This is a genomic window from Tabrizicola sp. TH137, assembly GCF_002855575.1.
In the GTDB taxonomy this organism is placed as follows: domain Bacteria; phylum Pseudomonadota; class Alphaproteobacteria; order Rhodobacterales; family Rhodobacteraceae; genus Paragemmobacter.
On the sequence record NZ_PKRQ01000003.1, the window covers coordinates 423,574 to 448,633 of the forward strand.

Sequence of the window (25,060 nt, forward strand, 5' to 3'; positions counted from 1 at the left end):
TTCTTGATGCTCCTTCAGAGCGTTAGGCCATTGGCCTCTGTGCCAATGCGGAAAGGATCTGGTCGAGGTCGGGCATCAGCACGAACCCCGCCCCTCCCCTGTAAAGCCCGGTCAGGTATTCCGGCGGCCAGGCGCTGGCCGTCGCCGGAACGGGTTCGATGATCGCGGTCTCGATGGTGGCCACCTCATGCACCGCATCGGCCTCCATCGCGACGACCGCAGGCTCGCCCGCAATCGTCACATCCAGCACCAGGATGCGGCGGCGGTCATCCGCCTCGGTCTCGGGAATGCGCAGCACCTGCTTGAGGTTGGCCAGCGGCACAACCGTCCCCCGCACGTTCAGCACGGCCGGCACCAGAGGCCCCGCCCCCGGCACCCGCGTCACCGGCATCGGGTCCAGGATCTCGCGAAGCCGCACGGCCGGGATGGCCAGCACCTGCTTGCCCAGGGACAGCGTCACCAGCGTGATCTGCCGGTCTTCCTTCAGATGATGGATCGTCATGCCAGAACCTCCTGCCGCGCCGCCTGCGGCGCCTCACCCTGCTGCCGCGACATCCCCACGAGGTGCCCCACGTCGAGGATCAGCGCGATGGACCCGTTGCCCAGAAGCGTCGCCCCCGACAGGGCGCGCACCCCGGAATGCAGCTTCGACATCTGCTTGATCACCGTCTGGTTGGTGCCGATGATCCGGTCCACCACGATGCCCACCCGCGCGTCGCCCGCGCGCACGATCACCACATTCTGCCCCGGCCCCGGTTCGCCCGCGCAGTCGAACAACTGGCGCAGCCGCAGGAAGGGCACGAACCCGCCGCGCACATCGAGGAAATCCTCGGTCCGGCTCGGCTCCACCTTCTCGGGCGGCAGTTCCACGATCTCCTGCACGTTCGGCATGGGCAGGATGTACTGCTCGCCCGCCACTTCGATCTGAAGCCCTTCGATGATGGCCAGCGTCAGCGGCAGGCGCAGCGTGACCGTGGTCCCGCGTCCCAGCGCGCTGTCGATCTGGATCGTCCCGCGCAGCGCGTCGATGGTCCGGCGCACCACATCCATCCCCACGCCGCGCCCCGACAAGTCGGTCACGGCCTCGGCGGTGGAAAAGCCCGGCTCGAAGATCAGCGCGAAGATCTGCGCCTCGGTCATCTGCGCCTCGGGCGTGATGATCCCCTTGGCAATCGCCTTCTCGCGCAGCTTCGCAGGGTCCATCCCCTTGCCGTCGTCGCGCACCTTGATCAGGACCTCGGCCCCCGCATGTTCGGCGACCAGTTCCACCAGACCTTCGCGCGGCTTGCCCGCCGCGACGCGCGCATCGGGCAGTTCCATCCCGTGATCCAGCGCGTTGCGCAGCACATGGACCAGAGGATCGGCCAGCTTCTCGATCACCGTCTTGTCAAGTTCGGTATCCTCGCCGGTCACCCGGAATTCCACCGGCTTGCCCAGCTTGTCCGACAGGTCGAGCACAAGGCGACGGAACCGCCCGACCAGAGACCGCATCGGCACCATGCGCATCGTCATCGTCGCATCGCGCAGGCCACCCGCCAGACGGGTGATCTGCTCCGCCGTGGCGATCAGCGCCGGGTCGCGCAGGTCGCGCGCCAATTGCGTCAGCCGCGCCTCCGCCGTCACCAGTTCGCCCACCGCATCCATCAGCGCATCCAGCCGCTCGGCCGGAACCCGGATCGTCGCACCCGCGTCGGACTTCGCGTCCGACTTGGTCTCGACCTTCGCCTCGACCTTCACCTCCGGCTTCACCACGGCACCCGCCGCAACCGGAGCCGCCTTGGCCGCCGCCACCGGCGCGGCCTCGGCAACCGCCGGGGCCGCCTCCGTCGCGGCGCCTTCCAGCGACCATTCGGCATCGACGAAGAGGAACACTTCCTCCACCTGCGCCGCCGTCACCGAGGCGGGCAGCACCATCTTCCAGCCGATCGCGCAGGCTTCCACATCCAGCCGGTCCAGCGGCGGCACATCGGCCAGATCGGCCTCGACCGCCACCGCGCCCAGACCGCGCAATTCGTCCAGCACGATCTCGGGCCGTGCGCCCATCGCCAGCGCCGCGCCACTCAGCCGGAAGCTCAGCCGCATCACACCCTCGCCGGCCGCAACCGCCTCGCCCGCATCCGCCTCGCCGGCACCCGCCTCGGCCGGGGCCGCAGCGACCTCGGCCTCCGCCGCGACCGGCCCGCCGCCCAGCAGGCCCTGCAAGCCCGACAGGATGGCCACACGCCGCCCCTCGGGATCGGCCTCGCCCTCCACCAGGCCGGGGATCTCGTCCTTCGCCGCCAGCGCAAGGCGCAGAAGTTCGGGACCAATCGCCAGATTGCCCGAACGGACCTGATCGAAGACCGTCTCGAACTCATGGATGAAGGCGGCCAGTTCGGAGAAACCGAACATCGCGCCGCTGCCCTTCACCGTATGCAGATCGCGAAAGACCTGGTTGACCAGCCCCATATCCTCGGGCCGCGATTTCAGGTCCAGAAGCCCGCGTTCCAGGCTCTCCAGAAGATCACGCACTTCCTCGCGGAAGATCGCCGTCATGTCATCCATCATCAGCCCAGAACCTTCTTGATAACAGCCAAAAGCTTGTCCTGCGTGAAAGGCTTCACCATCCAGCCCAGCGCCCCGGCATCGCGCGCCTGCGCCTTGAGGTCTTCGGCAGAGTCAGTCGAAAGCACCACGATCGGCACGCCCTTGCCCTGGGGGTGCTGCCGCAGCGCCCGGATGAACCCGAGCCCGTCAAGATTGGGCATGTTCTGGTCGGTGATGATGGCATCCATCGGCTGGGCCAGCGCCTTGTTCAGGCCGTCCTGTCCATCCACCGCCTCGACGACATCATAGCCTGCCTCCTGCAAGGTCATCGCGATCATCCTGCGGATCGACGGCGAGTCATCGACGGTCAATACTGTCTTGGGCATCTTGCTGCACTTTCCTCACTACAATTCTTCGCAACGATCACCGGCCCTCAGGCCGAAAGGGCCTTGCCCATCGCCAGCCGGTCCAGCATCGCCGCCAGCACGCCATCCTCCGGCATGTCGATCTGCAATTTCCGGTCCATCTGCGCCGCCGTCGCCCGCGCCGCCACAAGCACCTGGATGATCGAGGCATCCACCGCCGTCAGCCCGGCCGTCTTGATGCGAAGGCTTCCCTTCGCCAGCGCCGCCGCCAGCTCGTCGCGCAATTCGGCGGCTGCGCCTGCGCGCAGATCGCCGGACAGTTCCTTGCTCTTGATTGCCATGGCTTCCCTCTGTCCTGCTGCCAGAGCCCCGCACCTTTGGCGGGGCGACCTTCACGCATCAGGACGACAGGTCAGGCAAGAGTGTTAGCCGCAGGAACCCGCAGCCCCGCCAGACGCGCCGCGCAAATGGGGCAGCGACCTGCGAAAGTCTGTGCCCGCCTCGACAGAAGGATGGGATCGCACCTCAGAACCGCAGCCGCCAGCCCAGCGCCGCGACCTGATCGGTCTGCCCGGCCACATGCCCGGCATTGCGCCGCAGGGTCCAGCCCAGGATCATCTCGCCCCGCTCCGACAGGGGCAGGGCATATTCCACGCCGAAATTCACTTCGCGCGCCTGCGGCACCAGGGACAGGTCCACAGTGTCAAAGCCCGAGGCCGCCACCGCGCCATCCGCCGCCACGGCCGAGGCCTGCATCCCCGCCAGCGTCGGCACCGTCACCTGCGCCGCCCCGTCCACCGCCCCCAGCGGCGTCTCGACAAAGATCGACAGCCGGTCCCCCTGCCGCCAGACCGACCGCTGCGCCAGTTCCACACCCGCCTGCGCATAGGCCAGCCCCGAGACATCGCTCACCAGCCCGCCGGTCGTCAGGTCGATGCGCCCGACCTCACCCTCCAGCGCCAGTTCGATCCCCGACCCCAGCTCCTGCCGCAGGCCGATGCGCGCCGCCACGGCCTCTGCCGCGCCCGATCCGCCCAGATCCATCCCGAACAGCCCGTCCGTGCCACGCATCGCCGACAGTTCCATGGTGACGCGCCCCGATCCCGTCTCCCAGTCGCGGCCCAGCGCGATGCCCGACCGCGCCCCGGACCCGTCCGTCAGCGCCGCCAGATGCCATCCCGCCTCGCCCTCCAGCAGCGGCACCCGCGCCAATCCGTTGACCGCCGCGCCATCCGGCACCGTCAGCAGCCGCCCCTCCGTCCCTCGGCTCCAGGCCGTCATCGCCACGGCCGCCACATCGACCGGCACCGCCGTCGCCACGAAACCCGCCATCGGGGTTGCGAAACTCCCCGCCATCTGGTCGCGGAAGCCGAGGTTCACCCCCGCCAGCCCCGCCGCCAGCGCATCCCCGGCCAGCACGCCCCCCGCCAGCGTCACCTCGTCCAGCGGCAGCACCACGCCCGCCGCCGTTGCCGTCACGCTCTCGCCGATGGGCAGCAGCGCATCCCGCACATTCAGGAAGCCATGCCCGAATTCCTCGTTATAGCCGTGGCTCACCCCCGGCACGAATTCCAGAACATGGGTCGGGGTGAAAAAGGAATTGTCCGCGCTGGCCAGCAGCCGGTTGCGCAACTGCGCGGGGGTCAGGCCCGGAAAGGCCTGCGCCAGCAGGCCCAGCGCCCCCGTCACCTGCGGCGCGGCATAGGACGTGCCCGAACCCACCGCATAATCCGTGTCGCTGTCCACATCCGCTCCATACAGATACCCGGTCGCCCCGATGCACCAGCGCGCCGCCTCCAGACAGCCCAGCGACCGCCGCCGGACCGCCGTGATCCGGTCCGCTGCCACGTCATAGCTGGCCACCAGATTGATCACGGCCAGCCAGCCCTGTTCCAGTTCCGGCACCTCGGCAGGCAAGCCGGCCAGAAAGGATGAACTCGTCTGGGTGGTGTCGTTGAACTGGGCAAAGACCACCACGCCCTGATCCACATAATCCCGCAGCGCCGCCAGATAGGTGGCGAAATTCGCCCCCATCGTCGTGATCCCGGAATTGGCCACCGTCGCAGGCACGCCGCCCGAAGACACGGTCCAGGAATTGTTCACCGCCACCGCACCCGCCGCCCGCGCCCCATCCATGATCGCGCCAAGCGACAGGTAATTCAGCGACGCGCCCGGCGCATAGGAGATCTGCCCCGCATAGATCCGCGCCTCGGGCGCATAGCCCATGATCGGCGCAGGCGCGCCGCTGCCCCCCGTCCCCGCCATGATCGAGGCGACGAAGGTGCCATGCTCATCCCCCGGATCGTTGACCCCGCCCCCGCCCGCGATGAATTTCCCCGCCTGGGTGGCGAATTGCTCATGCGTCGAAAGGACAGGGCTGTCGATCATCCCCAGCACCACGCCCGCCCCCGTCAGGTCGGGCAGGCCGTCCGGCGTGTCGGCCACCCCGTCGGTGACCCCGGACTCGCGGTCGATCGCGCGCACCCAGTCAAGGCGGCTCGCCTGCAAGGGGCGGACATTGTTCAACCCGTTCACCCCGCTGAAGAGGTTCGACACAAAGGCCTGTTCATTGCGGACCACGGCCAGCCGCGTCTGAAAGGCGGTGGTCCGCATCTCCGCCGGGGTGATGAAGGCCGCATCCAGCGCCGTCTGCATCTGCGCCAGCGCAGACCCGGTCAGGTTCAGCGTGAACTGCGTGACCGCACCCAGGCCCCCTTCGCCACCGCCGCCCCCGCAGGCCGACAGAAGAAGCAGCGCCATAAGGGACGGCACCGTCCGTCCGCCCCGCCCCATCCCTGCCGATCCCGCCATCAGACTGCCCCGCCCAAGTTTCCATTGCGTAGCCAAAGGCGCAAGAACCGTGCCAATCGTCCTGTCGCTGGAAAAAGCCCCCCACCAGACCTTGCAACCGCAAGCCGCCCCTCCGGCCCGCGATCATCCGCTAAAGAAGTTTACGAAACGCTCGTTAACCTCTCCGGAATGTTATCCCGGTTGCAAGTCATGGTAGCCTGTATGACCGCAAGTTGTGTACTCCCCATAGGCCACGCGGCGACCCCTGACCGGGCTGCCGCCGGGGCCTTGCGCCTCCGCCGGGCGGTCCCGGATGGATGCCCCGCCGCATCGCGCGGCGGGCGGGCATCTCTGCAATCGGGCCCCGCCTTCACGGCCTTACGAAAGTCACCCCCCTTCAACCCGGCCCGCGCGGATAGCCTCCGTTAAGCCTCTAACCCCGTGCTGTTCTGTCACCATGGACGCCGAAGGATGCAGCACATCCCTCCCCGTCGAAAGGATTGCCCGATGAAACTCTCCCTGAAGGCCAAGCTTGGCGCGATCTTCACCATGCTTCTGGTCCTGACCGCCGCCCTCGGTGGCGTCGCGCTGTATCAGATGATCCTGATCAAGGATCAGACCCGCGTCATCACGGAAAGCTGGCTGCCCAGCGTCAACACCGCAAACGCGATCAATACAGCCACGTCAGATTACCGTCTGCTTCAGTTCGAACACCTGAACGCCCGCTCTCCGCAGGAAAAGCAGGTCATCGAGGCGGAGATGGAACAGATTGCAGCCTCGATCACCGCGAATATGGACACCTACAAAGGGCTGATTTCCTCCAAGCAGGAAGAGGCCATCTTCGGCATGATGTCGGGCAGCATCAACCAATACATCGACGAAAACACTCGCTTTCTCAAAATCTCGCGCTCCAGCGATCTGGCAGGGGGACGCAGCTTCCTCCTCGACCAGACCACGATTTTCGACAGCCTGAGCAAGGATGCCCTGACGCTTGTCGAAATGAACGCCAAGGGCGCCGCCGAAGCCCGTGCGACCTCCGACACTGTCTACAGCACCGCACAGATGGTGGTCGCCGGCTTTGTCGCCGCCGCGCTCGTCCTCGGCATCGGCTGTGCCGTCCTTCTGGTGCGCAACATCCTGCGCACGCTCGGCGGCGAACCGGACTATGCCCGCGAGGTGATGCGCGAGCTTGTCGCCGGCAATCTCGATGTCGAGGTCAAGACCCGCAAGGGCGACACGGACAGCCTTCTCGCAGGCACCCGCGACATGGTGACGAAGCTGAAAGAAGTGGTCGCCACCATCGTCACCGCCGCCCGCAACGTGGACAGCGGCAGCCAGGAGCTTTCCGCCGCCGCAGAGCAGCTCAGCCAGGGCTCAACCGAACAGGCCTCCTCCACCGAAGAAGCCTCCGCCGCGATCGAGCAGCTTGCCGCGACGATCAAGCAGAACGCCGAGAACGCGATCGAAACCGAATCCATCGCCCGCAAATCGGCCGAAGACGCGGCCCAGAGCGGCGAGGCCGTCACCAAGGCCGTCACCGCGATGGAAACCATCGCCGAGAAGATCCTCGTCGTGCAGGAAATCGCGCGCCAGACCGACCTCCTCGCCCTCAACGCGGCGGTCGAGGCGGCCCGTGCGGGCGAACATGGCCGCGGCTTCGCCGTGGTCGCCTCCGAGGTGCGCAAGCTGGCCGAACGCTCGCAGGCCGCCGCGCAGGAAATCTCGTCCCTCTCGGGCGAAACCGTGCGCGCGGCCCAGACGGCAGGCGGGATGCTGACCCGACTGGTGCCCGACATCCAGCGCACCGCCGACCTGATCAAGGCCATCTCCACGGCCACCAGCGAACAGGATGCCGGCGCGTCGCAGATCAACATCGCGGTGCAGCAGCTTGACAAGGTCACGCAGCAGAACACCTCGGCCTCCGAACAGATCGCGTCCACCGCCGGGGAACTGGCCGGCCAGTCCAGCCGCCTGCAAGACGTGATCGGCTTCTTCAAGCTCGATGCCGCGCAGGACGCCCCGGCCGCTGCCGAAACGGCCCCGGCCGCAGAAGCCACCACCCCGGCCCCCCGGTCGGAACGCAAGCCCTCGACCGCCCGCAGCCTGGGCAAGGAAGATGGCGGCGGCTTCGCCTTCGATCTGGACGGGAACGACGATCTCGACACCCGCTTCACCCGCCACAAGGCCGCCTGACGCCTCCGTCATCGCGCGCCCCTCAGGACGGGCGGCCACTTTCCCGGTGGCCGCCCGTCCGCTTTTCCGCAGCCCGCCCTTGCCTGCGGCCCCGCCGCCTTGCTAGGGCTGGACCGGGCAATCCGGGTCCGAAGGGATGCGCCATGGACGTCTCCGCCACCTGCGAATTGATCCGCACCGCCCCCGGCGCTTTCCTTCTGGCCGATCACGTCCGCTGCCCTGCGGGCAACCCCGCCTTCCGCCCCGTCCCCCATTTCCACCCGCAGGCCGAACTCGTCTGGTTCCGCAAGGTGACGGGCGAGATCCGCCTCGACGGCCAGACCCATCCCCTTGCCGATGGACAGGCCGTCTATCTGCCGCCGATGCAGGTCCATGCCTTCGCCACCGGCACCGGGGCGCGCGATTGGGTCCTGATCCAGTTCGACCCCGCCCTCATCGAAGGCCGCCTGCACCAGCCGCCCTTCCGCAGCCTCGCCCGGCCCGCCCTCCTGTCTCCCGCGCCCGACATCGCCGCACGGATCGACCTGCTCTGCACCTGGCTCGCCGGGATCGCGGGCAGCGCCGACCGGATGGCCGAGGCGCAGCGCCTGCTCGACCTGATCCTCATTCTTCTGGCCGATGGCGCCACGAAGGCCGCACCCCTCCTCCCCGACCGCGCCGCCCCGCCCGATCGCCTGCGCGACGTCCTCGCCGCGATCCATGCCGCGCCCGGCACGGCCCCATCCCTCGCCCAGGCCGCCGCCATCGCCCGCCTGTCGCCCGCCACCTTCTCGCGCCGGTTCAAGGCCACCATCGGCCTCGGATACGCGGCCTATCTCCAGATGCACCGCCTCAACCTCGCCGCGCGGCACCTTCTCACCGATCCGGGCCATGTCGCGCAGGTCGCCTATGGCCTCGGCTTCTCCTCGGCGGCCCATTTCTCCACCCTCTTCACCCGCCGCTTCGGCACCACCCCCCGCGACTGGCGCCGCCGCGCCGGCCTGCCCCCCGGCCCCGCGCAGAAAAACGAAAACGAATGACCGGATCACCAAAGTCGTTTTCCTTGATCCCTCCCCGCCTCTTCGGCCTATCCTGACCGCACCCGCACCAGAGGAGATGCCGCTTGCCCGCCCTCACCTTCCACCTGCCCGATGGCAGCACCCGCCGGCTCGAAGGCCAGACCGGCACCCTCATGGAACTGGCCCGCAATGCCGGCATCCCGGGCATCGTCGGCGAATGCGGCGGGGCCTGCGCCTGCGGCACCTGCCATGTCCGCCTCTGCCCCGAGGCGCTCGCCCATCTCGGCCCGGCCACAACGGACGAACGCAACATCCTCGATTTCGAAGACAGCGCCGCCCCCGACAGCCGCCTCGCCTGCCAGATCTCCCTCGCCGCCCTGCCCGACGGGCTGACCTTCACCCTGCCCGGCTCCCGCCAGGAGGAGGCGACATGACCCGTTTCCCCGTCCTGCGCGACCCCGTCGATGGCGATGACATCGTCCAGATCACCGGCTATCGCGACCTGCGCGCCGTCGCCCGCGATTGGTCCCGCTTCAGCAGCGATGCCCTCGGCCGCATCCAGATCCCCGCCGAAGACCAGACCCGCGACTTCCGCCAATATCCCATCGAATCCGATCCGCCCCGCCATATCGGCTATCGGTCGCTGATCCAGTTCCTCTTCAACAAACCCCTCGATCCGGCCTATGCCGCCCGGATCGAGGCGCTGGTCGATGACATGGTCACCCGCGCCCTCGCCGCGCCAGAGGTGGAAGTGGTCGAAGGCTTCGCCCTTCCGCTGCAATCGCGCGCCCTGGCCCATCTCCTCGGGATGCCGCAATCCGAGGCCGATCGCTGGATCGGATGGGGCCTGCACGCCTTCCGCACCGAGGCAGGCTATGACCTCGTCCGCGCCCGCCATCTGGTCGAATATCTGCAAAGCTGCCTCGACCGCGCCCCCGATCTCTGGCCCGACAGCCTCTTCGCCTTCCTGCGCGACGCCCGCATCGACGGTCGCCCCCTCACGCGCGACGAACAGATGGGATATTCCCATCTCGTCTTCGCCGGTGGCCGCGACACCGTGATCCGCCTCATCTCGGGCGGCCTCGCCCATCTCGCCCAGACACCCGAGGCGCTGGCCCGCCTGCGCGCCGATCCGGCCCTCGCCGCCACCGCGACCGAGGAACTGGTGCGCTACCTCTCGCCCCTGCCGCTTCTCGGCCGCATCTGCCGCCATGACACCGATCTCGACGGACAGCCCATCGCCGCCGGCCAGCGCCTCGCGCTCTGCTTCGCCCAGGCCAACCGCGACCCCGACATCTTCCCCGATCCCGACCGCCTCCAGATCGACCGCCGCCCCAACCCGCATGTCGGCTTCGGCAGCGGCCCGCACAGTTGCCCCGGCTCCGGCCATGCCCGGCTGCTGTCCCGCACCGTCCTGCTCGCCATCGCCCGCCGCGTGCAAGGCATCGCCCCAGCCCCCGGCGAAAATGCCACCGGGCTCGGCTTCTCGCGCTTCCGCATCCGCCTGACATGAAACTTCAGGCCCATCACATCCGCGCCCTCAAGGGCAACCGCCAGCTCGTCCAGATCAATGTCGCCGACGCCGATCAGGCCGCCGCCGCCGCCGAGGCCGGCATCGACATCGTGGTGAACGGCGATCCGGCCCGCTGGTCCGGGATACGCGCCGCCGCGCCCGACACCCATCTCTGCCTCTCGCTGCGCCACGGCCAGGCGGCAAGCCGCGGCGAAGCCCTGAAACAGGCCTTCGCCGCGCTGGAGGCCGGGGCCGAGTCCGTCTATTGCTCCCTCTCCCCCCGCTTCATCGAGGCGCTGTCCCGCGAAGGCATCCCCGTCTGCGCCCATGCCGGGCTGGTGCCGCCCAAGGCCCGGCTCACCGGAATGCGCGGCTTCGGCAAGACCGCCGCCGAGGCCCGCGCGGTGTTCGAGGCAGTAAAGGCTTTCGAATCCGCAGGGGCGGTGATGGTGGAGCTGGAATGCCTCGCCGCCCCCGTCACCGCGCTGATCACGCAGGCCACCACGCTTTCCACCGTCTCCATCGGATCGGGCGCCGGGGCCGACATCCACTATCTCTTCGGCTGCGACATCCTCGGTGAACCGGGCCGCCGCCCCCGCCATGCCCGCGCCTTCGACGATTTCGCCGCCGAATATGCCCGTCTCCAGACCCGCCGCATCGCGGCCTTCACCGCCTTCCGCGACGCCGCACGGGGCGGGGACTTCCCCGCCGCAACCGAGACCGTCGCCATCCCGTCAGATGAACTCGACCGCTTCGCCGACTGGCTTCAGGCCTGCCCGCAGGGCTGACCCGGCCCTCGCCGCCGGCGGCACTTCGCAGTTGGCGCAAGCCGCCCCCGCCCCTACCTTCCAGCCAGACGAACAGGGACAGGCGCACAGATGACGGATGACAGAACAGCATCGGATGACAGGGCCCGCGCCACCGATCCCGCCGCCAGCCTTGCCAGCCGCCTGCGCGCCTTCCCGATCTTCTCCGCCCTCTCGCCCGAAACCCGCACCGCCCTCGCCCAGGGCATGCGCGAGGAACGCTGGCCCGCCGGTCGGTTGATCTTTTCGCGCGGCGATGCGGGCGACCAGATGTTCGCCCTCACCTCGGGCCGCATCCGCCTCGCCCTCTCCACCCCGCAGGGCCGGGAAATCGTCCTGCGCAGGCTCGGCCCCGGCGATATCCTGGGCGAGATGGCCCTGATCGACGGTGAACCCCGCTCCGCCGATGCCACCGCCGCCGAGGCGACAACCTGCCTCGTCCTCTCCCGCGCCCGCTTCGACAGCGTCGCAAGCCAGCGCCCCGATCTGGGCCTCGCCATGGCGCGCCATCTCTCCGCCCATCTGCGCCGCACCAATTTCCAGATGGAATCCATCGCCCTCTATGACCTTCAGACGCGGCTGGTGCGCTTCCTGCTCCACAGCCTCGCCCAGATGCCCGATCAGACGGCGGATCAGAACGCGGACCTCAGAAAGGGCAAGGGTCCGGTCGCGCCCCTCCGCCGCCTGACCCTCGGCCTGAACCAGAGCGATGTCGCCGCCATCCTGGGCGCCTCCCGCCCCAAGATCAGCCAGGCCTTCCAGACGCTCATCGCCCTGAAGGCGATCCGCCGCGATGGCGACGGCTGGCTCTGCGACATGGCAACCCTCACCACGCTCTCCGAAGGCCAGGACCCCTAGCCCCGCCATGCTCCGCAAGGCCATGCCCGCCCCCGCTTCGCAGCGCTGCCCAAAATCTTTCACATCTGCAACTAAATCCTTCGGTAATCCGGCGTAAGACAGGATAGGCTGCAAGCGGGGACCGGAGGATGAACCGACATGCTGGCGCTCCTCCATGGAGCTGAACAGATAAGATGAGCAGGGCGCAGAGACTCGGCGCACGCCTGCGTGCAGAGACGCAAGTCCTGCGCCCCATCGACATGCGCGATATCGGCAAGCGCCTTGCGATGGCGGGCTTCTTCCTGCTGCTGATCTTCTGGCTCGACAAGGTCCAGGAAGCCCTCACCGCGCTCGTCGCGATCATCCTGCTCGAGACGGTCTCGCATCTCCTCTACAAGCGCGAAATGGCCTGGGCAGACCGCCTCCCGCTGGGCTGGATCCTGCTCCACTGGTCGCTGAACGCGCTCCTTGCCTTCGTCTACATGATCCCCGGCATGGTGATGGCAGGCCATCCCGACCTCGCCATCGTCGCGCTCAGCCTGATCTGGACCTGCGGCGTCTTCATCCACATCACCAATGCCTTCGGTCGCCTGCCGCTCTACAAGGCCAATCTCATGGTGCCGGTGCTGGCAGCCACCTGCGTCGTCATCCTCTCCGTCGCCCAGAACGATGTCAAACCTGCCGGCCCCCATGGCCTTCTGCTGCTCATCCTCGCCTTCATCCTCTACAGCTACAACATCCTCGAAAACCTCTACAAACAGACCCGCGCCGACTCCGCCCTCTCCGCCGCCCTGCTGGAATCCAACCAGCGGCTCTCGGCCCTCGACACGACAAGACAGCAACTCCTGAACGCCGTCGAAGCCCTGAATGATGGCTTCGTCTATTTCGACCACGAAGATCGCCTCGTCCTCGCCAATCGCCGCTTCCGCGAACTCTACGCCCTCAGCGCCGATGCCATCGAACCCGGCGCCCGTTTCGAAGACATCCTGCGCCACGGCCTCGCCCGCCAGCAGTTCCTCGATGCCATCGGTCGCGAAGAGGACTGGCTGCAAGAGCAGTTGAATGTCCAGACGGCCCAGGCCGTGGTCCGCCAGCACCTGCCCGACGGCACCGTCCTTCAGGTGATGGAACGCCGCACCTCGGATGGTGGCCGCGTCGGCCTGCGCGTCGATGTCACCGACATCACCCGCGCCCATGCCGCCGCCGAGGCGGCCAGCCGCGCCAAATCCGAATTCCTCGCCAATATGAGCCACGAGATCCGCACCCCGCTGAACGGTGTCCTCGGCATGGCCGACCTGCTTGCCGGCACCTCCCTCGATGCCGAACAGAAATCCATGCTCTCGGTCATCCGCTCCTCCGGCTGGAGCCTGCTGACCCTCCTGAACGACATCCTCGACCTCGCCCGCGTCGAATCGGGCAAGATGGTGCTGGAAGACCGCGAATTCGACCTGCAAACCTCCATCGAGCGGCTGGAGGCGCTGCACGGCGCCACCGCCCGCGCCAAGGGGATCACCTTCGAAATCTGGCACTCCGCCAATGGCCGCTACCTGCGCAGCGGCGACGAGACGCGCATCATCCAGATCCTGCACAACCTCGTGGGCAATGCCATCAAGTTCACCGAAAACGGCTCCGTCCGCCTCAAGATCCGCGCCAGCCAGCCCGACCAGCTCATCTTCGAGGTGGTCGATACCGGAATCGGCATGACCGAGGCGCAGGTAGAGCGCATCTTCGACAGTTTCGAACAGGCCGATGCCAGCACCGTCCGCCGCTTCGGCGGCAGCGGTCTGGGCATGACCATCGTCCGCCGACTTGTCGATCTGATGCAGGGCGACATCACGATCCGCAGCGCACCCGGACAGGGCACCCGCGTCACCGTCACGCTCCGCGTGCCGACCGCCTCCGAAGCCGCGCTCCCGCTCGCGGCGGGACGGGCCTGACCGCCCGCACCACCCCGCCCGGCCCCGCCGATCTTTCCGCCCGCCCCCGGCCTCCCGGTCCTTGTGCGAATCGAGACGGCCCAGTAGCGGTAAATCCATGTTAATCATGGAGGTGATGATGAAGGCCCTGGTGTCGCTCGCGGTCAGTCTTGTCCTGATGGCGTCCACCGCACAGGCGGCCGTCTTCCTCACCTCGGACTCGCATGGCTATTCCGGGCCGGTGCTGAACATGACCGGCTATACTGGTCCCTTCATCAAGTTCGACGAACCCATCACCCTCGCCGACGGCACGACGGTCATCCCCGCGCCCGGCGCCTCTCCGGGCGGATCCATTGCCGGCGCCGGCCTGATCGACCCCTATGCCTTCGACCAGAACGGCATATCGCGCACCACGCCGCTGATCGGATCGAACGCCCGCAGCGGCTTTCTGGAGCTGCGCTTCACCAGCCTGATCTCCTCCTTCGGCGGCTTCTGGAACTATGCACGCGGCGACCGACCGAATAGCTGGGGCGACAACCCCGTCATCGCCGCCTTCGACAGCCTCGGCAATGAACTGGGCTCCTTCGATCTGGCCCGTCTCGCGCCGATCTCCACGCCGGGGCAGATCGACTCCTTCGCCTTCCGCGCCATCCAGTCGGACAAGGCGGATATCGCCACCATCCGCTTCGGCGGCTCCTTCCTCGCCTATGCGCCCTCGGTCGCCGCCGTTCCCGTGCCCGCCGCCCTGCCGCTCCTGCTCGCAGCCTTCGGCCTCCTCGGCCTCATGGCCCACCGCCGCAAGGCCTGCTGATCCCGGCCCGGCGCGAAGGCCCTCCATACCGCCCGCCGCCACGGCGGTCGATCGGCAAACCAGCGCCAGGGCCAGAACGGCCCCGCCGCGCGGCAAGCCGCAATTCACAGTGGATTTTGAGGATTGGTGGAGCAGAGGGGGATCGAACCCCTGACCTTATCATTGCGAACGATACGCTCTCCCAACTGAGCTACTGCCCCATCCGCGCGCGCCTTCTCGCGCAAAGCCGATGCCTTGTCAAGCGACCCCAAGGTCACCCCGGCGGCCGCCCGGAAGGCCGCTCAGCCCGCCGCCGCCCCGACATGCGACCGCACAAAAGCCGCGATCTCCGCCGCGGGCCGCGCCCCTGCCAGCCGCGCCACCTCGCGCCCGCGATGATACAGGATCAGGGCCGGAATCCCCCGGATACCCGCCCGCTGCGCCACCTCGGGAAAGGCCTCGGTGTCCAGCTTGGCCAGCCGCACCGAAGGCGCCAGGGCCTTCGCCGCCTTGGCAAATTCCGGGGCCATCATCCGGCACGGCCCGCACCAGGCCGCCCAGTAATCCACCAGAAGCGGCAGGTCATCCCCCCGCACGGCCTTGTCATGCGCCGCCCGGTCCAGGGTCATCACCCGCCCGTCGGCCAGGGCCGCGCCGCAAGTCCCGCATTTCGGTCCCGCCGCCAGCCGAACCGCTGGCACCCGGTTCATCTGCCCGCACTCCGCACAGCACAGCTTCACCGCCTCGGTCATGGCACCCCCAACAAATTCCACTCCCGGCATATGTCGTAAGTCCGGGCCCCGTCTTCAACCCTTCATCTTGGCCCAAATACTCACAGGGGGTGAATGGGCCGCATGGCCCAGAGGGGGCGCGTGCGCCCCCTGACCGCGGAGGAGGCGCGCAGGCGCCGACGACAGGAAAGGCAGGCGGCGGCACGCCGCACCGCATGGCAACGGCAGACTAAAGGAAATCGCTCTCCACTTCCGTCACGTCGATCCCCAGCGCCTCCAGCCCCGCCTCAAGGTTCTCGGCCAGATGCGGCATCCCCATCAGATACTGGTCGGTCGGGATGGTCGCCTCGGTATAGGCCGTCTCCACCGCCGTCTGGTAATCCTCCGGCTCAAAGGCCCCCCGCCCAACCCAGGCGATGGCGGTCAGATGCGCCTTCTCGTCATCGTTCAGACTGTCGATGAAGGCATGCAGCTCCTCTTCCGCAGCATCCCCCTCGCGGAACTGGAAAATGATATGCACCACCTTTTCCGGGCTGATCTCCAGCATGGCACGACTCCCCTGGGTAGAAAGCCATCGTCGCCCCACCCGCCCGGCCATGCAAGCCCTAACCCGCCAGGGCAAAGCCCGCCGCATAGGCCAGCGCGCCCCCCAGCGTCGCCAGCACGACCGACCGCCGCCAGAGCCAGACCGCCACCACGGCCCCCGTCCCCGCCACCGGCGCCAGCACCGCCCCCGCCTGCACGAAGGGCAGGCTCGACGCCACAAAGAGCGTGGCAATCGCCGCAGGCCCCACCGCCGCCAGAAACCGCGCCAGCACCCCGCCCCCACCCCCGGCTCCAAGGCCAAACCGGATGGGCAGCGTCCGGAACCCCCAATTCGCCGCCCCCACGACCAGGGCCAGCAGCAGCACCTCCCCGCTCATGCGCCCCTCCGCAACAGCCCGGCCAGCGCCCCGGCCACCATCCCGCCCAGAATCCCGGTGGTAGAGGACACGGCCAGCGTCCCGCCCACGCAGGCCAGCCCCGCAACCACGATCACCGGCACCTGCGGCCGGGTCAGGATCGACAGCAGCAGTGCAAGGAACAGCGCGGGCAGCAGGAAGGAGAACCCCGCCTCCACCACCGGCCACCCGGCCAGCGCCCCATCCCCCGCCAGCGCGCCCGCCAGCGTGCCGCCCACCCAGGCCGCATAGGCAGGCAGACCCAGCCCGAACATCCAGGCCTCGGCAAAGCGGCGTCCGCGCGCCAACTCCCCCAGCGCCGCGCCAAAGACCTCATCCGTCAGACCCCAGCCCCAGGCCCAGGCGTGCCGCTTCCCCACCCCCTCCCCCGCCGCCTTCATCAGCGCCGGGCCATAGAGCACATGCCGCAGGTTCATCGCGATCAGCGTCAGCGCCGCCACCGGCAGCGCCGCACCCGAGGTGATCAGCGCCAGCGCCAGGAATTGCGATGCCCCCGCATAGATGATCACCGACAGCGCCGTCGCCCCCAGGGGCGAAAGCCCCGCCCCCACCGCCGCCACGCCAAAGGCAAAGGCGATGGGGAAATAGCCCAGCGCGATCGGCACCGCCGCGACCAGTCCCGCGCCGAAGGTCTCTCCCTGCCTGTCGTCCAAGATACCCCCCGCGCCCGCCGGATCGCAGGGCTACCCGCCCCGCGCGACCGCGTCAATCGCGCCCGCCTTCGCGTAGGATGGGCAATGCTGCCCATCCACCGTCAGAAATCACCCGTGCATCCACGCACAGAACCCGACTGAACGCCGCCCAAGCTGCGCCAATCGGTATGTACACCTGTCTGCACAGTTTGCGGCACAGGTTGCGGCACAGGTTGCGGCACAGCCGTTGCGGGGGCGCAGCGTCACTCCGCCGCCTGGGCATAGCTCTCCACAGGCGGGCAGATGCAGATCAGGTTGCGGTCGCCATGGACATTGTCCACCCGCCCCACGGGGGGCCAGTACTTGTCCACCCGGAAGGCCCCGGGGGGGAAGCACCCTTGCTCGCGGGGATACTTCCGCGTCCAGTCCGCCACCAGATCCTCCACCGTGTGCGGCGCATGGCGCAGGGGGCTGTCCTCGGCCGAAATCTCTCCCTTTTCAACGGCTTCGATCTCGGCCCTGATCGCCATCAAGGCGGTGATGAACCGGTCGATCTCGGCCTTCGTCTCGCTTTCCGTCGGCTCCACCATCAATGTCCCCGCCACCGGCCAGCTCATCGTCGGCGCGTGGAACCCGTTGTCGATCAGCCGCTTGGCGATGTCATCCACCGTCACGCCAACATCCGCAAAAGGCCGCGTATCCAGGATGCATTCATGCGCCACCCGCCCCTTGTTGCCCATGAACAAGATCGGATAGGCCCCCTTCAGCCGCGCCGCGATGTAATTGGCATTCAGGATCGCCACCCGCGTCGCCTGCGTCAGCCCCTCGCCCCCCATCATCAGGCAATAGGCCCATGAAATCAGCAGGATGGAGGCAGACCCATAAGGCGCAGCCGACACCGGCCCTTCGCCCTGCGCCCCCTCCGGATGCCCCGGCAGATAGGGCGCCAGATGCGCCTTCACCCCAATCGGCCCCATCCCCGGCCCACCGCCGCCATGCGGAATGGCAAAGGTCTTGTGCAGGTTCAGGTGGCTCACATCCGACCCGATCTCGCCGGGTTTCACCAACCCGACCAGGGCATTCATATTCGCCCCGTCCAGATAGACCTGCCCGCCATGGTCATGCGTGATCTTGCAAATCTCCCGCACCGTCTCCTCGAACACCCCATGGGTGGACGGATAGGTGATCATGCAGGCCGCCAGATTTTCTCCAGCTTCCTCAGCCCTTTGCCGGAAATCCTCCAGATCCACATCGCCATTCGGGGCGGATTTCACCACCACCACCTGCATCCCCGCCATCTGCGCCGAAGCCGGGTTCGTCCCATGGGCCGATACCGGGATCAGGCAGATGTTCCGGTGCCCCTCGCCCCGCGCACGGTGATAGGCCTGAATGGTAAGCAATCCCGCATATTCCCCCTGAGCCCCACTATTGGGCTGCATGGAGAAGGCATCATATCCCGTCACCTCGCAGAGCTTCTCCGTCAGATCGGCAATCGCCTCGCGATAGCCCGCTGCCTGATCCGCCGGCGCGAAAGGATGCAGAGTGCCGAATTCCGGCCAGGTGATCGGCATCATCTCCGCCGCCGCGTTCAGCTTCATGGTGCAAGACCCAAGCGGGATCATCGCCCGGTCCAGCGCAAGGTCGCGGTCCGACAGGCGGCGCATATAGCGCATCATCTCGGATTCCGCGCGGTTCATGTGGAACACCGGATGGGTCAGATATTCCGTCTGCCGCACCATATCCTCAGGGAAACCAAGGCTCGCCCGATGCGGCGGCACGCCTTCGATGCCAAAGGCCCGCAGCACGCGGATCAGCACCTTCTCATCCGTCGTCTCATCCAGCGAAATCCCCACCCGATCCGTCCCGATCTTGCGGAAATTCAACCCCTCATGCCGTGCCGCCGCCAGAATACCGGCCTGCCCCACGCCCACTTCCACCGTGATCGTGTCGAAAAACGCCTTGGGCGACACTTTCGCCCCCGCCGCCTTCAAGGCCCGCGCCAGACGGTTGGTCAGGAAATGCACCCGTTCCGCAATGGCGCGCAGGCCCTTCGGCCCGTGGAACACCGCATAGAAGGACGCCATCACCGCCAGCAAGGCCTGCGCCGTGCAGACATTCGATGTCGCCTTCTCGCGCCGGATATGCTGCTCGCGCGTCTGAAGCGACAGGCGATAGGCCTTGTTCCCCCGCGCGTCGATGGAAACCCCGACAATCCGCCCCGGCATCGCCCGCTTGTAGTCGTCCTTGCAGGACATGAAGGCCGCATGTGGCCCGCCATAGCCCAGCGGCACGCCAAAACGCTGGCTCGACCCGATGGCAATATCCGCCCCCATCGCGCCCGGTTCTTTCAAAATCGTTAACGCCAGCAGATCGGTCGCCACGATGGCCACCGCCTTCGCCGCATGAAGCGCCGCGATTTCCTTCGTGAAATCAATCACATGGCCATAGGTCCCGGGATACTGGAAAATCGCGCCGAAGACCTGCTCCGCCACCATCTTCGCCGGATCGCCCACGATCACCTCAATCCCCAAAGGCACCGCGCGGGTCTTGATCACCGCAATGGTTTGCGGATGGCAGCCATGATCGACAAAGAAGCCCCGCGCCTTGGACTTCGCCACCCGCTCCGCCATCGCCATGGCCTCTGCCGCCGCCGTCGCCTCGTCCAGCAGCGACGCATTGGCCACCGGCAACCCGGTCAGGTCCGCAATCATCGTCTGGTAATTCAACAGCGCCTCAAGCCGCCCCTGCGCGATTTCGGGCTGATAGGGAGTATAAGCGGTGTACCAGGCCGGGTTTTCCAGAATGTTCCGCTGGATCGCGGGCGGCGTCACCGTGCCGTAATAGCCCTGCCCGATCAGGCTGGTCATCACCTTGTTCTTCGCACCCACCTCCCGCATCCGCGCCAGCAACGCATGCTCCGACAAGGGCGCCCAGCCCAGCGCGACCTTCTGGCGGATCGAGGCCGGCACCGTCTGGTCAATCAGCTCGTCCAGCGTCTTGACCCCCACGACCTTCAGCATCTCGGCCATCTCGGCGGGCGAAGGGCCGATATGGCGGCGATTGGCGAAATCATAGGGATTGTAATCGACAGGGGTATAGCTCATGGCGCGAACCTCGGATTGGGGGAAGACGGGCGCACCCGCGCCCGCCAAATTCCTTCGAAGGAATTTGCAAAAGTTTTCAAAAAACTTTTGCCTTTCAACGGCCTGACCGGATCACCCGATCAGGTCGGCATATTCGTCCTCGTCCATGAACTGGTCCAGCACGTCCAGATCATCGACCTTCATCTTGAAGAACCAGGCCGATCCCGTCGGGTCCTCGTTCACAAGGCCGGGGTTATCCACCAGCTTGGAATTCACCGCGACGATCTCGCCATCCACCGGCGCCAGGATGTCCGAGGCGGCCTTCACGCTCTCGATCACCACCACCTCATCGCCTGCGGCGACCATGGTCTCCGTCTCGGGCAGTTCGACGAACACCACATCGCCCAGTTGCGTCGCGGCATGTTCGGTGATCCCGACCACGACCAGATCGCCCTCGACCCGCAGCCATTCATGTTCTTCGGTATATTTCATCGCGCATCCTCAACGCTTGTAGGTGGTAGGATTGAAAGGCATCTCGGCCACGGCGACGGGCAGGCGCTTGCCGCGCACCTCCCCCTCGATCACCGTCCCGGTTTCCGCATAAGACGCAGGGACATAGCCCATGGCAACAGGGGCCTCGACACTTGGCCCGAACCCGCCCGAGGTGACCTTGCCCAGCGGCGTGCCATCGGCGGCGAACAACTCCACCCCTTCGCGCATCGGCGCCCGGCCTTCGGGCCGCAGGCCCACGCGCCGCCGCTCGGGTCCCTCGGCCAGTTCCCGCAGGATGCGCGTCGCGCCGGGAAAGCCGCCCTCCCGCGCGCCCCCCGCCCGCCGCGCCTTCTGGATCGCCCAGGACAGCCCCGCCTCCACCGGGCTCGTGCCCGTGTCGATGTCATGCCCGTAAAGGCACAGCCCCGCCTCCAGCCGCAAACTGTCCCGCGCGCCAAGGCCGATGGGCGCCACCCCCTCCTGCGCCAAGAGCGCCCGGACAAACCCTTCCGCCTGCGCCTCCGGCACCGAAACCTCGAACCCATCCTCGCCGGTATAGCCAGAGCGCGACACCCAAAGCGCCGCCCCCTGCCAGCCGAAAATCCCCACATCCATGAAGCGCATCGCCGCCACGCCCGGCACCAGCGCCGCCAGCGCCGCCTCTGCCCCCGGCCCCTGCACCGCGATCAGCGCGCGGTCGGCCAGAAACTCCACCTCCGCCACATCCCCCAGATGCGCCCGCAGATGCGCCACATCCGCCTCCTTGCAGGCGGCATTGACGACAACGAAGAGATGATCCCCCCGATGCGCGAACATCAGGTCATCCAGAATCCCCCCCGTCTCATTGGTGAACAGCCCATAGCGCTGCCGCCCTTCGGCCAGCCCAAGCACATCCACCGGCATCAGCGCCTCGAAGCCAAGGCACAGCGCCTCCATCCCCCGCTTCGGGCGCAGGATGACCTGCCCCATATGGGACACGTCGAACAGCCCGGCGGCAGAGCGCGTATGCAGATGTTCCTTCATCACGCCTGCGGGATATTGCACCGGCATCTCATAGCCGGCGAAGGGAACCATCTTCCCGCCCAGTTCCACATGCAGGTCATGCAGACCCAATCGCTTCAGGTCGGACAATCGTCCTTCTCCTTCCAAAGCGCCGGTCTTTTCAACGCGGCACCGTCCGGACAGGCCGATCCCTGTCCCACGATGCCCCCTCTGTCCCTGCCCGTCACGGGCGCCTGAGATCGTTATCCCTTCGGCGGGCGCATCCGCGCCACTCTCCAGAGTTCTTCGCCAGCAACGGTCCTGTTGCCTGAGAGTTTACCGGGGCGGTTGCTCCTTCGGCACCGGCTCCCACGGGGTTGCCCCCGCGCGCCGGATTCTCCCGATGCTGACGCATCCTGCGTAACCCGCCGCCCCCGCCGCAGGCAAGTGGAAATTCGAATACGACTGCATACAATCCGAAAACGGCAAAATCTGCCGCGCCCGCCCTCAGACCCGCGCCCCCGCTGCCACCCGGTCGATCACCCGCAAGGCCAGCGCCACCGCAAGGATGCCGAAGATCACGCCGCCCACCGCCTGCCCGATCAGCACCCCTTCCGCGCCCCACCACATCCCGAAGGCAAGGGCGAAAGGCACCGTCCCGATGGTGTGCCGCCCCCAGTTCACCATGGTCGATTGCATCGCCGCCCCCAGATTGTTGCAGGCGGCATTGGCCACAAAGATCAACCCGTTGAAGAAGAACAGCAAACTCAGCGGCCCGCAGAACAGGTAGATCAGATCGCGCGTCAATCCCTCGGCATGGAAGGCATCCGCGATGGCCCCCCGTGAAAGGAAAAGCACCGCCGACATCACCACGATCACCAGCCCGGCAAACAGGATCGAATCCCAGAAGGCCCGCCGCACCCTGTCCATCTTTCCTGCACCGAGGTTCTGGCCAAGGATCGGCCCCACCGCCCCCGACAGCGCAAAGATGATGCCAAAGGCCACCGGCGTCAGCCTCCCCGCAATCGCCATCCCCGCCACTGCCGCCTCGCCATAGCCCGCCACCATCCGCGTGACGACCGCCTGCCCCACGGGCGTCGCCAGTTGCGTCAGGATCGCCGGGCCAGAGATGGCGAACAAAGGCACCGCCGCCGCCACGACACTCGCCCCCGAGGGCCGCCCGAACCCGCCGTAATGCCGCCAGATCGGCCACAGCGCCATGCCGGCAATCGCCGCCCGCGACCCCCAGCCCGCCAGCGCCGCACCCGTCAGCCCAAGATCGGCCCAGAGGATCAGCACCGGGTCCAGCGCCGCCAGCACGATCGCCCCCCAGACCGTCACCATCATGCCGCGCCGCGCATCCCCATGCGCCCGCAGAACCCCCGCCCCGATCATGCCGATCATCAGCAAGGGCTGCGACGGGATCAGCACCCGCAGGTAATGCAACGCCTCCGCCGCCGTCTCGCCCGTGGCCCCCAGCAACGCCACGATTGGCGGCAGAAAAACCCAGACCAGCGCCGCAAAACCCGCCCCGAAAGCCGCGCCCAGCAGCAGCCCCTCCGTCGTCCGCTGCCGCGCCAGTGCGATATCCCGCGCCCCCACCGCCCGCGCCACCAGCGCCGACACCCCGACCGAAAGCCCGATCCCGAAGGCCGTGGTGAAGAACAGCACCGCCCCGGCATAGCCGATGGCGGCCGTCTTCTCCGGATCCTGCAACCACGAGATATAAAGCATGTTGATCAGGTCCACGACGAAGATCGCCATCAACCCGACCGACGAGGTCAAAGACATCACCGCCACATGGCGGAACAGGTTCCCCGTGACGAACTTCCCCACCACCGGGGCCGCCCCGACAGCCGCCCCCGCCTCGCCTTCGACCGTTGCCGCCACCACTGCCCCCATGACCGGGACTCCGGCCCCGTCGTCCAACTGCACTTTCTGTCTTCAAATATCCCACGGGGGTCTGGGGGTGTGAAACCCCCAGTCCGCCCTTTCGACCATCACAAGGTCGGGAACGGCGCGGCGCAGACCGGTCCCTAGCCCGCCTTCACCACCTTCAGCAGCGGCATCACATCGGCCATCTCCGGCCCGTTCGCCCGCCCCGTCAGCGCCTTGCGCAAGGGCATGTAAAGCTGCTTGCCCTTCCGCCCGGTCGCGGCCTTGACGGCTTCCGTCCATTCGCCCCAGGTGGCACTGGTCCAGGGCCGCGCCGGCAGCATCGCCATGGCCTCCCGGATGAAATCCTCATCCCCCGCCTCGACCATCGGCTCGGCCCCTTTCGAGAACAGCTCCCACCATTCCCCCAGATCGGCCAGCACGGTGATGTTGCCCTTGGCCACGTTCCAGAAGGCCTCCGCCTCCGCCTCCGGCACGCCCAGCGCCGCGATGCGGTCAGCAACGGCCGCAAAGGGAAGCCCCTGCACATGCGCCCGCGTCAGCGGGAACAGGTCCTCGGCATCGAATTTCGTCGGCGCCGCGCCAAAGCTGCCCACATCGAACCCGTCGATCAGGTCCTGCATGCTCGACGCCAGTTCCACCGGCTTTGAAGACCCCAGCCGCGCCATCAGCGACATCAGCGCCAGCGGCGCCACCCCCCGCGCCCGCAGGTCGCGCAAGCTCAGAACGCCCAGCCGCTTGGACAGTTCCTCGCCCTGAGGCCCGGTCAGCAGGCTGTGATGGGCAAATTCCGGCGGCGTGCCGCCCAGTGCCTTCATGATCTGGATCTGCGTCGCCGTATTCGTCACATGATCGGCACCCCGCACGATATGGGTGACCCCCATGTCCACATCATCCACCGACGAGGCGAAGGTATAGAGCACCTGCCCATCCGCCTTGATCAGCACCGGGTCCGACACGCTCGCCGCGTCGATGGAGATATCTCCGATGATCCCGTCCCGCCACTCGATCCGCTCCTGATCCAGACGGAAGCGCCAATAACCCTGCCGCCCCTCGGCGCGGTAGGCGGCCTTCTGCTCCTCGGTCAGGTGCAAGGACGCCCGGTCATAGACCGGCGGCTTGCCCATGTTCAGAAGTTTCTTCCGCTTCAGGTCCAGTTCCGTGGGCGTCTCGAAACACTCATAGAACCGCCCCGCCGCCTTTAGCTGCTCGGCGGCCTCGGCATAGCGCGCCAGCCGCTTCGACTGCTGCTCCACCCGGTCATACTCGATACCGAGCCAGGCCAGATCCTCCTTCAGCCCGTCGATATATTCCTGCTTCGACCGTTCCTGATCCGTATCGTCCAGCCGCAGGATGAAGGTCCCGCCCGCCTTGCGGGTAATCAGGTAATTCATCAGCGCGGTGCGCAGGTTGCCCACATGGATATATCCGGTGGGCGAAGGCGCGAAACGGGTGGTGACTTTCGACGGCGTGGTCATGGGAAAGGGCTCCGTTGGACCCCCGTTCCTCTTTCACAGGCCCGCGCTTTTGTCCATATCTGGGGGGAAAG

Annotated in this window: 22 protein-coding genes, 1 tRNA gene and 1 riboswitch; of the genes, 8 read left to right on the forward strand and 15 right to left on the reverse strand. The window is 67.4% G+C overall.

All coding sequences use genetic code 11. The annotated features are described in order from the left end of the window. Positions 1-22 precede the first annotated feature (22 nt). From C0V75_RS11945 to C0V75_RS11965, 5 genes are all read right to left on the reverse strand, one after another. Positions 23-502, reverse strand: coding sequence for a chemotaxis protein CheW (locus C0V75_RS11945; RefSeq protein ID WP_101921144.1), 480 nt, complete (start codon positions 500-502; stop codon positions 23-25). Continuing rightward, positions 499-2,547, reverse strand: a complete 2,049-nt coding sequence (locus C0V75_RS11950; protein WP_254216451.1) for a chemotaxis protein CheA — start codon at positions 2,545-2,547, stop codon at positions 499-501. The genes C0V75_RS11945 and C0V75_RS11950 overlap by 4 nt, the downstream gene beginning before the upstream one ends. Beyond that, the gene (locus C0V75_RS11955; protein ID WP_101921147.1) at positions 2,547-2,912 is read right to left on the reverse strand and encodes a response regulator; all 366 of its coding nucleotides are present in this window, start codon (positions 2,910-2,912) and stop codon (positions 2,547-2,549) included. Before C0V75_RS11955 ends, C0V75_RS11950 begins: the two co-directional genes overlap by 1 nt. Positions 2,913-2,959: 47 nt before the next feature. Beyond that, positions 2,960-3,232, reverse strand: coding sequence for an STAS domain-containing protein (locus C0V75_RS11960; RefSeq protein WP_101921149.1), 273 nt, complete (start codon positions 3,230-3,232; stop codon positions 2,960-2,962). A 184-nt stretch (positions 3,233-3,416) separates the two neighbouring features. Further along, complete coding sequence (locus C0V75_RS11965) at positions 3,417-5,702, reverse strand: S8 family peptidase (protein ID WP_101921150.1); 2,286 nt, start codon at positions 5,700-5,702, stop codon at positions 3,417-3,419. A gap of 486 nt (positions 5,703-6,188) precedes the next feature. Between C0V75_RS11965 and C0V75_RS11970 the strand changes: the two genes are divergently transcribed. The 8 genes from C0V75_RS11970 (at position 6,189) to C0V75_RS12005 (ending at position 14,755) form a co-directional block, all read left to right on the forward strand. Next, positions 6,189-7,874, forward strand: a complete 1,686-nt coding sequence (locus C0V75_RS11970; RefSeq protein ID WP_158241834.1) for a methyl-accepting chemotaxis protein — start codon at positions 6,189-6,191, stop codon at positions 7,872-7,874. 143 nt (positions 7,875-8,017) lie between these two features. Beyond that, on the forward strand, positions 8,018-8,893 hold the full coding sequence (locus C0V75_RS11975) for an AraC family transcriptional regulator (protein WP_101921152.1): 876 nt from the start codon (positions 8,018-8,020) through the stop codon (positions 8,891-8,893). A gap of 83 nt (positions 8,894-8,976) precedes the next feature. Next, positions 8,977-9,306 (forward strand): 2Fe-2S iron-sulfur cluster-binding protein, encoded by a 330-nt coding sequence (locus C0V75_RS11980; RefSeq protein WP_216821445.1) that lies wholly within the window; start codon positions 8,977-8,979, stop codon positions 9,304-9,306. Beyond that, positions 9,303-10,385: a cytochrome P450 gene (locus C0V75_RS11985; RefSeq protein WP_101921153.1), complete on the forward strand. Its 1,083-nt coding sequence runs from the start codon at positions 9,303-9,305 to the stop codon at positions 10,383-10,385. The genes C0V75_RS11980 and C0V75_RS11985 overlap by 4 nt, the downstream gene beginning before the upstream one ends. After that, positions 10,382-11,173: a 3-methyl-2-oxobutanoate hydroxymethyltransferase gene (locus C0V75_RS11990; protein WP_101921154.1), complete on the forward strand. Its 792-nt coding sequence runs from the start codon at positions 10,382-10,384 to the stop codon at positions 11,171-11,173. Before C0V75_RS11985 ends, C0V75_RS11990 begins: the two co-directional genes overlap by 4 nt. Positions 11,174-11,263: 90 nt before the next feature. Beyond that, positions 11,264-12,049: a Crp/Fnr family transcriptional regulator gene (locus C0V75_RS11995; protein ID WP_101921155.1), complete on the forward strand. Its 786-nt coding sequence runs from the start codon at positions 11,264-11,266 to the stop codon at positions 12,047-12,049. Positions 12,050-12,222: 173 nt separating this feature from the next. After that, positions 12,223-13,965, forward strand: a complete 1,743-nt coding sequence (locus C0V75_RS12000) for a HAMP domain-containing sensor histidine kinase (protein ID WP_101921156.1) — start codon at positions 12,223-12,225, stop codon at positions 13,963-13,965. Between the two features lie 115 nt (positions 13,966-14,080). Continuing rightward, positions 14,081-14,755, forward strand: coding sequence for a PEP-CTERM sorting domain-containing protein (locus C0V75_RS12005; RefSeq protein WP_158241835.1), 675 nt, complete (start codon positions 14,081-14,083; stop codon positions 14,753-14,755). A 124-nt stretch (positions 14,756-14,879) separates the two neighbouring features. Here the strand turns inward: C0V75_RS12005 and C0V75_RS12010 are convergent. From C0V75_RS12010 to gltX, 10 genes are all read right to left on the reverse strand, one after another. Beyond that, a tRNA-Ala gene (locus C0V75_RS12010) sits at positions 14,880-14,955 on the reverse strand. Positions 14,956-15,036: 81 nt separating this feature from the next. Then, the gene (locus tag C0V75_RS12015; RefSeq protein ID WP_101921314.1) at positions 15,037-15,486 is read right to left on the reverse strand and encodes a co-chaperone YbbN; all 450 of its coding nucleotides are present in this window, start codon (positions 15,484-15,486) and stop codon (positions 15,037-15,039) included. Positions 15,487-15,694: 208 nt separating this feature from the next. Beyond that, positions 15,695-16,012: a DUF3775 domain-containing protein gene (locus tag C0V75_RS12020; protein ID WP_101921158.1), complete on the reverse strand. Its 318-nt coding sequence runs from the start codon at positions 16,010-16,012 to the stop codon at positions 15,695-15,697. A 58-nt stretch (positions 16,013-16,070) separates the two neighbouring features. Next, the gene (locus C0V75_RS12025) at positions 16,071-16,388 is read right to left on the reverse strand and encodes an AzlD domain-containing protein (RefSeq protein WP_101921159.1); all 318 of its coding nucleotides are present in this window, start codon (positions 16,386-16,388) and stop codon (positions 16,071-16,073) included. Further along, complete coding sequence (locus C0V75_RS12030) at positions 16,385-17,080, reverse strand: AzlC family ABC transporter permease (protein ID WP_254216452.1); 696 nt, start codon at positions 17,078-17,080, stop codon at positions 16,385-16,387. The genes C0V75_RS12025 and C0V75_RS12030 overlap by 4 nt, the downstream gene beginning before the upstream one ends. Positions 17,081-17,322: 242 nt before the next feature. Next, positions 17,323-20,163: an aminomethyl-transferring glycine dehydrogenase gene (gene gcvP / locus C0V75_RS12035; RefSeq protein ID WP_101921315.1), complete on the reverse strand. Its 2,841-nt coding sequence runs from the start codon at positions 20,161-20,163 to the stop codon at positions 17,323-17,325. 111 nt (positions 20,164-20,274) lie between these two features. Next, positions 20,275-20,634, reverse strand: a complete 360-nt coding sequence (gene gcvH / locus C0V75_RS12040) for a glycine cleavage system protein GcvH (protein WP_101921161.1) — start codon at positions 20,632-20,634, stop codon at positions 20,275-20,277. A 9-nt stretch (positions 20,635-20,643) separates the two neighbouring features. Then, positions 20,644-21,765, reverse strand: coding sequence for a glycine cleavage system aminomethyltransferase GcvT (gene gcvT / locus C0V75_RS12045; RefSeq protein WP_101921162.1), 1,122 nt, complete (start codon positions 21,763-21,765; stop codon positions 20,644-20,646). Between the two features lie 156 nt (positions 21,766-21,921). Beyond that, a riboswitch (glycine riboswitch) is annotated at positions 21,922-22,028 on the reverse strand. A 94-nt stretch (positions 22,029-22,122) separates the two neighbouring features. After that, a complete protein-coding gene (locus tag C0V75_RS12050; protein WP_101921163.1) occupies positions 22,123-23,517 on the reverse strand; it encodes an MATE family efflux transporter in 1,395 nt (464 codons plus the stop codon). Between the two features lie 134 nt (positions 23,518-23,651). Continuing rightward, positions 23,652-24,989: a glutamate--tRNA ligase gene (gene gltX / locus C0V75_RS12055; protein WP_101921164.1), complete on the reverse strand. Its 1,338-nt coding sequence runs from the start codon at positions 24,987-24,989 to the stop codon at positions 23,652-23,654. Positions 24,990-25,060 lie beyond the last annotated feature (71 nt).